The sequence below is a fragment of the Aeromonas sp. HMWF015 genome (assembly GCF_963878965.1).
Classification (GTDB): Bacteria; Pseudomonadota; Gammaproteobacteria; order Enterobacterales; family Aeromonadaceae; genus Aeromonas; species Aeromonas veronii.
The window spans coordinates 1-9,739 of record NZ_CAWNZT010000207.1 but is presented as its reverse complement, the minus strand read 5'-3'; the positions used below and the strand labels follow the sequence as shown (position 1 = coordinate 9,739).

Genomic DNA, 9,739 nt, shown 5'->3' with positions numbered 1-9,739 from the left:
ACCACACCGCGCTCGAACCCTTCCAGGTCAGGGCGTGTCTCTTCCGCGAAAAGCTGCTCGTAAGAGGGGTTGCGAACGATTTCTTGGCTGTTTTTGATGCCGTACTGGTCCAGTCCTAATTGTTGGGCCAGGGTGGGTTCTGCCACGATTGTCATTGTATTCTCCTGGGTTCAGAGGTTGGTAGGGTTCTATCTGACGGTCATCCTATCACTTAGGTGGTAGAGTTTAGCGATCGCCATCAAACTTTATAAGATAGGGTATTTTTTTGTTATTAAAGTTAAAGGCGGGTTTTGCCCGCCTTTAATTAGTGTAACTGGTTTGCATCATTGCCGGGAGCCCTGCTGAACAGGGTTTCGACATCGATCCCATTAAATTGGTACTGGGCGCCGCAATAATCACAGTGCATGTCGATCTTGCCGAGCTCCTGCACCATCTCCATGACCTCTTCCTTTTCTATCTGCAACAGGGCCCCTTCGCAGCGCTCGCGGGAGCAGGTGCAACGGAACTCGACCGCCTGCGGATCGAACACCCGCACCTTGTCCTGATGGTAGAGACGGTAGAGGATCTCTTCTGCTTCCAGCCCGAACAGCTCTTCATCCTTGATGGTGCTGGTGAGCTGGGTCAGGTGATCGAAGTCGTTGCTGTGATCCTCGCTCTGGGCGGGCAGCTCCTGCAGCATGATGCCGGCAGCGCGCGGCGCACCTTCGTGATAGCCGGTGCGGATCCACAGCTTGGTGGCCAGCTGTTCGGAGCGGGCGAAGTAGTGCTCCAGGCAGCCCGCCAGGGTATCGGCGTCCAGCGCGATGATGCCCTGATAGCGCTCGCCCTGTTCCGGGGTGATGGTGATGATCAGTTGGCCGTTGCCAATCAGGCTCTGCAGCTTGCCATCGCTCGGTAGCTCGCCTTCATAGCGGGCCACGCCGCGCAGCTGCTGGTTGTTGTCACCGTTGATCACGGCCAGACGCACCGGGCCATCGCCCTGCAGCTGTACGGTGATGGAGCCTTCAAACTTGAGGGTAGCGGTCAGCAGGCTGGTGGCGACCAGCAGCTCGCCCAGCAGTTTTTGCACCTGCACCGGGTAGTTCTGGGCTTCCACTACGTGGCGGTAGGTGTGATCCAGCTGGACCAGCTCGCCACGCACTTCGTACTCTTCAAACAGATAGCGATACAGCAGATCTTGGTTGCTCATCATGTATTCCTGGCTTTTCGGTGAGGTAAATCGGGCGGGCTGGGGTTGAGGCCAGCCCGGTATCAAATCGGGGTCGGTCAGTACTGTTTGACCTTGAGCAACTGGCGTCGCTCCTGCTTGTCGGGGCGGCGCTCGGGGCTGGGGGCAAACTGGCTATTGAAGCGGCGTGCCTCGCTGTTCTCGGCCCGTTTTTTCAGGCTTTCGGCGGTCTCTTCATAGAGCTGCTGGGCCAGCGGAGCCGATTTGCGCTGCTCGCTCAAGGCCAGCACCCGCACTTCGCGTTCGTCCTGTCCCTGCCAGAAGCGGATCAGTGCACCCACTTCCACCTGTTTGCCCGGTTTGCTGCGCTGACCATTGTAGTGCACCTTGCCCCCGTCTATCTGATCCCGCGCAATGGAGCGGGTCTTGTAGAAACGGGCCGCCCACAGCCACTTGTCGAGACGAACCTCGAGGGCACTTTCTGCATGATTGGGCATGAACAGGCTCCATAACGGGGAAAAGAGGTGGTCGATTATACCAGAGCACGGGGTCGGGATAGAAACCGGGCAGCCGCCGCGCGGGGCGCAAACCATGTCAAGGTGATGCAACATATGGGCAGTTTGCTGATTCACAAGGGAAAGCCGCGGCTTTATCGGGTATTCATGGGGGCTGGGAAGGGCCTTCATACCACGCATATAACACTGCCGCCCCGGTTGGGGGCGGCAGTGTTCACATCCATCGACCATATCAGAGTCAGAAGTGATCGTGCTGATCCGGCTTCTTCTGGTCGTGGGGGCCTTCGCTGTGGGCGATGGCGGTGCGGATCAGATCAACCCCGGCGCGGATAATCAGCACCCCCATGTTGACCAGCTTGACGCAGACCCACATGAAGGTGATGAGCAGGATCAGCTTGAGCACGGTCTGGAAGGCTTCCAGGAAGTTCTGCTCCAGCTGGGCGGTCAGGCCGTTGGCGCTGGTCATCAGCCAGGTGTAGACCTCGCGCACGAACGGGATGCGGCTTGGCATCTCCAGCACATCCAGTGCTGCAGGGAGCGCCTGGAAGATGACGATGCTGCCGAACAGGATCAAAATGACACCGATGGCGATGCCGAGGAAAAAGCCGAACTGTCTCATGGAGGGCTCCAGCATTTGCTGCATGAAATTGAAGATAGCCGCCAATAGTAGGGAGTGCCCTGCTTCATCGCAATCTTCCGTGCACCGCCAGCGCGGCGGGAACCGCGGCGCTCCGGCCGCTACCGTTGCCCAACTATCTGATTTCTGGGAGGCTTGTCGCCATTGTGCATAGGGAAAGCAAATTGATGTCGAGAACCCTCTTTTTACTCTTGCTGGCGCTGTTTGCCGCTCTGCCAGCCCTGAGTGCCGAACCGGCGGCTCCCTCGGCGGCGGCCTGCGCCATCCGTCATCAGGATCAACTGCTGCTGGTGCAGGATCGCATCTCCTCTCGCTACAGCCTGAGCGGTGGCTATATCGATGGCGGCGAGAGCCCGCAGCAGGCAGCGCTGCGCGAACTCTATGAAGAGACCGGCTTGCGGGGGGAGGTGGTGCAGGAGCTGGGTCGCTGGCAGCGGGCGGTTATCTTCGCTTGTCGCACGCTGGAACCGATTGTCGCGCAGCAAGGCGCCGCGTTTGTCTCCATCCTGAAGGCCCCCAATCTGGGTGGGGAGATCCTCAACGCCCGCTTGATCGCGGTGGACAAGCTCCCCCGCGAGCAGCGCCGCTTCCCGGATCAGCTCGACTGGCTGCAATCCCGACTGGATAAGGTGCCCGAGAGCGAGGTGCACTGGCAGGCCGATTTCGTGGCACAGGGCAATGCGCTGCATCAGGCCGAAATCCCGCTGATGCTGCGCTTGCAGCAGTGGCTGGGGCCCGATGTCTGGTGGCTGTCGGTCAGCAATCTGTTTGGTTCAGGCGGCTTTCAGCTTGCCCTGATACCTTTGCTGCTCCCGCTGCTGGGGTGGCCACGGCTGCGCCAGCTGCTCTTTGCCATGCTCTGGCTCGGGCTGCTGGTGCAGGCGAGCAAGGAGGGGATCGGCTGGCCGCGCCCCTTCCATCTGCAACCTGAACTGGCGACTCACAGTGCCCAGGGCTTTGGCATGCCGAGCGGCCACACCGCCTCGGCCTTGTTGTTCTGGGGCGCGCTGCTCGGCTGGCTGTGGCCGACCCACCGTTGGCGGGCCCTTTCGCTGGCCCTGCTGCTGGCCCTCACCACCGGTCTGGCGCGGGTCTGGCTCGGGGTGCACTTTATCTCCGACGTGGCGGCGGGGCTGCTGATTGGCGCCTTGCTGCTGGCGGTTCGCCCATATTGGCGGCTGGATCAGTGCGCTTCTGCTTGGGGCTTGCTTATCGCTGCCGCAATGGTTTGCGCTGGCTTAACCCAGTCGGCCCATCTGACCGGGAGCGGCATGGCGGCCCTCGGGATCTGGGTTGGCGGTTTGCTTACCCTGACCCGCGGCGGTTATCCCCCCATCCTGACCGGCGTGGTCACGCTGGCGGGGGACGCTCTGATCGGGGCGGGACTCTGGGCGCTACCGCTGCTGACCAGCAGTTCGCTGGCTATCCTGCTTGGTCAGTTTGTGCTCTTTTTCGGGCTGGGGCTCTGGTTGAGCGCTGGCCTCTGGTGGATACTATCTCTCTTGAAACAAGACTCTCGACCCAGGGGCGGATGCCCTGACAGGGAAACCCTATGAATATGAAAAAAGTGGATTTGGCCAAGATAACCCTGGGGGTGCTGTTTCTCAGCATCCTGATTATCTCCTGTTTCCTGGTGCTGAAGCCCTTCCTGCCCGCGCTGGTGTGGGCCACCATGATCACCATCGCTACCTGGCCGCTAATGTTGATGGTGCAGCGCCTGTTGTGGGGCAAGCGGTCGCTGGCGGCCCTCTTTATGACGCTGGTGCTGCTGCTGATGTTCGTTATCCCGCTCTTTATGACGCTGGCCAATGTGGCGGAGAAGGCCCCCATGCTGATCGAGCTGGGTTCCCATATCAGCCAGTCGCCGCCGCCCGAGCTGCTCTGGCTGCAACAGATCCCGCTGGTAGGCGACAAGCTCTACGGCTTCTGGCAGCAAATTCTGGCGAGCGGTGGTCAGGTGCTGTTTGCCAAGCTGGCTCCCTACTTTGGCCAGACCGCCCGCTGGCTTGCCGCTCAGGCGGGCAATCTGGGGCTGCTGTTCGTTCACTTCCTGCTGACTGTCGGCATCTGCGGCCTGCTCTACCACTCGGGTGAAGTGGTGGCGACCGGCATTCGCCGCTTTGCCCACCGTCTGGCAGGGCAACGGGGCGACAACGCTACCGTGCTGGCCTCCCAAGCGATCCGTGCCGTGGCCATGGGCGTGGTGGTGACCGCGCTGGTGCAATCCTCGGTGGCCGGTGTCGGCCTGCTGATTGCCGGTATCCCCTATGCCATGGTGCTGGTGGTGGTGATGTTCTTGCTGATCGTCGCCCAGATCGGCCCCTTCCCGGTGCTGCTGGCCTGTATCGGATATCTCTACTGGAGCGGCGACACCACCTGGGGTACCTTCCTGCTGGTCTGGTCACTGTTTGCGGGCACCATGGACAACTTCCTGCGCCCCTTCCTGATCAAGCGCGGCGCCAACCTGCCGCTCATCCTCATTCTGGTGGGGGTTATCGGTGGCTTGCTGGCGATGGGGATCATCGGCCTCTTTATCGGCCCGGTGGTGCTGGCGGTGGGTTACACCCTGCTGGATGCCTGGATCAAGGAAGATGACCAACCGGCGACCGCGGCGGTGGAACCGCCCAAGGCCCAATAACGATTCAGTAAAAAGACGATTCAGTCTCCATCTATGATGCAAAGAGCCGCCCGGTGTGAACTGGGCGGCTCTTTGGTTTGTGGTGATCGTGGTTTATGGCGATCGAGTCAGATTGGTTGATCCTCGCCAACCTCCATATCCCACATATGACCGTCTCATGTAGGTTCGATTAGCGAAGCGTAATCGGACGATCGAGATGCCGCTGTTCCGGTTCTATCCATAAGTCGGCGGTGACCCGTCAGAGGGGAATACGGGTGACTTATGGCGGTAAAGCAGACCGGGCAAGCGGTATAAGCTGAATTTATGGGTTTGTGTTAAATGACCCAATTTTTGCTTATGCCGATGCCTATCCAGCCCCTACGCCACGATTTGGCCCGTAACAGGCCAGTCATGGGCAATGGCCGATTTGTGCCAACCCATATGCCCCCCGTGTTACCGTCTATGCCGGTTTGATTAGCGAAGCGTAATCGGAGGATCGAGATGCCACCGTCCCGGTATTTCCGTGAATCAGTGGCATTTGGCAGAGGGGAAATATGGATGGCCGTTATTGCGGGAGAATGGATTGACGCGAACGTCCGATTACGCCTGACGGCTAATCGAACCTACGGGCTTATACCGACGACTATCCAGCCCCCAAGCCACGATTTTGCCCGCTACAGGTCAGCCACAGGCAATGGCCGATTTGTGCCAACCCTTATGCACCCTATGTTACTGTCCCACGCAGGTTCGATTAGCGAAGTCAGATTGGAGGATCGAGATGCCGCCGTTCCGGTTGTATTCATGAGTCAGCGGCATCTGGTGGGGGAAATACGAGTGGTCGTTATAGCGGGGGAATTAATTTACGCGAACCTCCTACGGGCTACGGAGATGGTGACTGGCTTGGGGAAAGCCGTGGTCTATTTTTGACTAACCAATTGTTTAACAGTTCAAGGCTGCTGAATTCAAGAATATCAAGTTCATTACTATCAGGATTATCAAGCATAACTTCTACACTAGTCCCTTGTTTACCCCCAATGCTTAACAGCCAATTTACGTATCGGTTAAAGACTTCAAAAGAAGAACCTATAGAGCCGTCAAGAAATTGATCTATTAAGTTATCAGCACTTACTCTTGATGAAGTTTCTGGGGTGGTATTTCTTAGAGTTGAACTTGGAAAAATCATTTTGTTACAAATTTCTGGATAGTACTTGTTAAAAACAACATTTCGTCTTTCATTTTGCTTTTTAGACCAAGCGATATAGTGACACTGTAGACTTTGATTTAGCCTGACTTTTTCACTATCTAACATTGTGCAGAGTTTATTTCTTAGAGGTTTGTCACCTTCAGCCTTTAAATCTAGATCTTCATATTTAAATTCAACGAGTGCGAAATTAGAGCTTTCTGTAAATATGTAGTCAGCGCCTAAGATAGAGTCTTGCCCGTCTAAAGATAAGCGATTCGTAATTTTACCACGGGATTGCCCTTTTTTTAAAAAAAGTTTGAAAAGGCATCAATTACTGATTGTTCGTGTTTTTTTCTCATCTGTATCCTACTTTTTGGATGACTGTTAAAAGTGATTAGATAGAAGGTGGTACTAATTCGTTAATGTACCCTTCCATATAAGCCTGAACAGACCTGAACTCCGCTACGAAAAATTCCATTTTAAATCATAATATTATCGACTTGTCTCAAGTGCAGAACGAATTAGATGTGGATCCTCCTTTGGGTCTGTTTTTGGCTGCCGAGCAAAAATACACTTCTGGAGTGGAAATGGAAAGTATCAGCTTCCTGAATAACTAGAGAGTGTGATCGAGGTGACACACCGCATGACATTATTCACAAATATGCGGAACGGCAGCTGCTCAGGTGCTTGTGGTTACCAGAACTTGGCGAGGATAAACAACCCGGGGCGTGGCAACGTCCCGGATTATTTGTGGGTAAGAGAGGGTCAGGCGGGCTGGTGGAGGGTGATGCAGTGAATGCCGCCGCCACCGGCGGCGACCGGATCAATATTGATCTGCACGATGTCGCGACCCGGGTAGAGGCGGGTCAGCAGCTCGTGGCAGTAGCTATCGGCGGCCTTGTCGCCAAACTCGGGGGCGATCACCGCGCCATTGATCGGCAGATAGTTGATATAACCGGCGGCGAAGTCGCGGCTGCGGCTAAAGCGGTTGTCCCGCACATCGAGCGGTGGCGGCAACACATGTAGCTCCAGCTTGTTGCCGTCCGCATCGGTGGCCTGCTTGAGGATGGTCAGATGCTGGCGGGTCACCTGGTAGTCGTGGGATTCCGGGTCGTTGTCCAGATTGACCACCACCACCCCGAGACGGACAAAGCGGGCGTAAAAATCGACGTGGGCATCGGTGATGTCCTTGCCCTTGATGCCCGGCAGCCAGATGATTTTGCGCAGCCCCAGATTGGCTTTCAGCTCCGCCTCCAGTTGCGCCTTGCTCACCCCCGGATTGCGGTTGCTGTTGAGCCAGCAGCTCTCTGTCATGATGGCAGTACCGTTGCCATCCACCTCGATGCCGCCCCCCTCGCCAGTCAGCTTGCTTTGCAGATAACGGGCATCCGCCTGCTTGCTGACCAGCTCGGCTACCCCCGCATCCTGTTCGTGCTCCTGCTTGTCGCCCCAGCCGTTGAAGTTGAAATCCACCAGCCCCAGTTCCCCTTCGCCGTTCTGAACGAAGACGCCGCCGGTATCGCGCAGCCAGATATCGTCCAGCTCGGCGACGATAAAGCGGGTGTTCTGTTCGCCACAGAGTTGGCGGGCCAGCGCCTGTTCGGCTTCACGGCAGAGCACGTTCACCTGGGTATAGGGCACCATGGCCTGTACCAGCCGGCCGATGGTTGCCTGCACCTCCTTGTAATCGCGGCCCCAGATGGCCGCGCTGGCGGCAAAGGCGACCCAGACCCGGGTCTGGAACGTTGACTCTTCCGGCATATGAAAGGGCGTGTTGGCGCTCGCCAATGCGCTCTCTTCCGGGTTAGCGCCGTCGGCCGCGAAGGCTTTGCCGGGCAGGTCGCCGAGCCCGGCCAGCGCACCGATGGCCGCCAGCTGTTTCAATACGTTGCGTCGGGATGGCATCAAAAAACTCCTTGGCTAAGTGCTCTCTTTGCGGTGGCCGAATGACCGGGGGTGACCCGCGCGGTTAATCCAATTGCGCTGAGTAATAGACTATCCGTGGCCGTGGCGGCGAACAAACGATCGATCTCCCATAAAAGGGATAAGTGCAGCCAATCAATGGCGCTCAAACCGCGGCCCCGCAGGTGCATCAGGAGAGTTAAGGAGTGCCGCGCCTTCTGCCACTGGCTCGGCCAGCAATTGGCTGACGTGAACCCGAGCGGGAGGAGGACGGGCTTGCCACCCTCTGAGGCAGGTCACTGAATCGGGGGCGCTGGCGTGGTTAAATGGTCGGCTCACATCTTGCCGGATATTGCTGTGACCATGCCATCTGACCTTCAGCCGCTGCTCGCTTGGCCTGACTATCTGCAGGCATCCTGGCTGCGCTGCGCCCACCAGACTAGCGCCACCCTCTGGCATCCGCCTCACAGCGCCAAGGGGCAGACCTTGCAGAGCCTGCGCCTGCGCAAGCGCGACCTGCTCACCACTGGCGAGATGGCTCTCGAAGATCTCTACGAATTTATGGAGGGGCGCCCCTGCGCCCTGCTGCTCACCGACGAGAGCGGCTGCCTGCTGGCCCGCACCGGCCACCCCGATACGCTGGCGGAGCTGGCAGCGCTGGGGTTTGGCCCCGGTGCCTTTTTCAGCGAGGGGCGCATCGGCACCAATGCCATCAATCTGGCGGCGCTGGAAGGAGTTCCGCTCTGCGTCAGCGGCCCCCAGCACTTCAACCAGACCCTGCACCCGTGGCACAGCTGCGCCAGCCCGGTTTACAACAGTAATGGCCGTCAGGTCGCCATCATCGCCCTGATCTGCAAGGTGGAGGAGGCGAGCGCTGGCGATCTGGCGCTCGCCGTCAGCGCCGGGCGCGAGCTAGCCCATCTGCTGCAGATGGAGACTCTGATGCAGGAGTCCCAGCACCACCTGAGCGAGCTTTACGCCTTGCTCGACGGCATGGATGACGGCGTGCTGGCCTGGGATCCGCAGGGCCGACTGCGCTACCTCAACGCGCTGGCGGCACACCGGCTGCGGCTCGATCCGGCGCTCTGTCTCGGCCAGCCGCTGGAGCAGCACCTGCTGTTGCCCCAGCGGTTGCAGCTGGCCATCAAGGGGCAGACGCCGCTCAGTCATGTGGAGGTAACGCTGGAGCGGCTCGGCGGGCAGCAGGGGGAGTTTATCAATGCGCTGGTGAGCCTCAAGCCGTTGCCGGGGCCGGAGGGGGTCAGCTTTATCGCCCTGCTGCACCCGGTCGATCGGCTGCGGGCCATTCACCAGCTGCGCCAGACGGTGCCCGAGCTATCGGCGCTGGTGGGGGAGTCGAGCGCCATGCGCAAGCTGCTGCGCTACGCCCGGCAAGCGGCCCAGAGTCAGGGGCCGATCCTGCTGCGCGGCGAGGAGGAGGTGGGCAAGGCCCAGCTGGCGGAGGCAATCCACTTTGGTAGCGAACGGGCTGCCGGGCCGCTCATTACTCTCAACTGTCAGGCGTTGCCGAGCGAGCGGATGGCGCTGGAGCTGATGGGCTCCGATGAGGCGGGGCAGGAGCGGGCGGGCAAGTTTGAGCTGGCCCACGGCGGCACCCTGGTGCTGGAGCAGGTGGAGTGCCTCTCTGCTCCCATGCAGGCGGCGCTGCTGCAGCTGCTCAAGACTGGCCGCATCCAGCGCTTCGATTCGGCCCGCA

The 9,739-nt window shown here is 58.9% G+C and carries 8 protein-coding genes; 3 read left to right on the top strand and 5 right to left on the bottom strand.

The features are described from left to right. Positions 1-304: 304 nt before the first annotated feature. The 3 genes from hslO to AACS18_RS11205 form a co-directional block, all read right to left on the bottom strand. Complete coding sequence (gene hslO, locus AACS18_RS11215; RefSeq protein WP_042062184.1) at positions 305-1,189, bottom strand: Hsp33 family molecular chaperone HslO; 885 nt, start codon at positions 1,187-1,189, stop codon at positions 305-307. 77 nt (positions 1,190-1,266) lie between these two features. Then, entirely contained in the window at positions 1,267-1,665 is a 399-nt protein-coding gene (hslR, locus tag AACS18_RS11210; RefSeq protein WP_005340141.1) for a ribosome-associated heat shock protein Hsp15, read from the bottom strand. 256 nt (positions 1,666-1,921) lie between these two features. Then, entirely contained in the window at positions 1,922-2,302 is a 381-nt protein-coding gene (locus AACS18_RS11205) for a hypothetical protein (RefSeq protein ID WP_005340143.1), read from the bottom strand. A 185-nt stretch (positions 2,303-2,487) separates the two neighbouring features. On the opposite strand from AACS18_RS11205, the gene AACS18_RS11200 reads away from it, so the two are divergent. Beyond that, positions 2,488-3,876 carry a bifunctional NUDIX hydrolase/phosphatase PAP2 family protein gene (locus tag AACS18_RS11200; protein ID WP_108614285.1) on the top strand — a complete coding sequence of 463 codons (1,389 nt, stop codon included), beginning with the start codon at positions 2,488-2,490 and terminating at the stop codon, positions 3,874-3,876. After that, positions 3,873-4,958, top strand: coding sequence for an AI-2E family transporter YdiK (gene ydiK / locus AACS18_RS11195; protein WP_181363442.1), 1,086 nt, complete (start codon positions 3,873-3,875; stop codon positions 4,956-4,958). Before AACS18_RS11200 ends, ydiK begins: the two co-directional genes overlap by 4 nt. Positions 4,959-5,817: 859 nt before the next feature. Here the strand turns inward: ydiK and AACS18_RS11190 are convergent. After that, on the bottom strand, positions 5,818-6,246 hold the full coding sequence (locus AACS18_RS11190; RefSeq protein WP_146184888.1) for a hypothetical protein: 429 nt from the start codon (positions 6,244-6,246) through the stop codon (positions 5,818-5,820). 639 nt (positions 6,247-6,885) lie between these two features. Next, complete coding sequence (locus tag AACS18_RS11185; RefSeq protein WP_108614283.1) at positions 6,886-8,025, bottom strand: agmatine deiminase family protein; 1,140 nt, start codon at positions 8,023-8,025, stop codon at positions 6,886-6,888. 360 nt (positions 8,026-8,385) lie between these two features. Between AACS18_RS11185 and dhaR the strand changes: the two genes are divergently transcribed. Next, positions 8,386-9,739: dihydroxyacetone kinase operon transcriptional regulator DhaR (gene dhaR, locus AACS18_RS11180; RefSeq protein ID WP_108614287.1), on the top strand; the 1,354-nt coding region annotated here is incomplete at its 3' end.

Excerpts from the sequence above, each read along its gene's own strand:
- hslO (WP_042062184.1), bottom strand. The coding sequence starts at position 1,189 with ATGAGCAACCAAGATCTGCTGTATCGCTATCTGTTTGAAGAGTACGAA.
- hslR (WP_005340141.1), bottom strand. The coding sequence starts at position 1,665 with ATGCCCAATCATGCAGAAAGTGCCCTCGAGGTTCGTCTCGACAAGTGG.
- AACS18_RS11205 (WP_005340143.1), bottom strand. The coding sequence starts at position 2,302 with ATGAGACAGTTCGGCTTTTTCCTCGGCATCGCCATCGGTGTCATTTTG.
- AACS18_RS11200 (WP_108614285.1), top strand. The coding sequence starts at position 2,488 with ATGTCGAGAACCCTCTTTTTACTCTTGCTGGCGCTGTTTGCCGCTCTG.
- ydiK (WP_181363442.1), top strand. The coding sequence starts at position 3,873 with ATGAATATGAAAAAAGTGGATTTGGCCAAGATAACCCTGGGGGTGCTG.
- AACS18_RS11190 (WP_146184888.1), bottom strand. The coding sequence starts at position 6,246 with ATGTTAGATAGTGAAAAAGTCAGGCTAAATCAAAGTCTACAGTGTCAC.
- AACS18_RS11185 (WP_108614283.1), bottom strand. The coding sequence starts at position 8,025 with ATGCCATCCCGACGCAACGTATTGAAACAGCTGGCGGCCATCGGTGCG.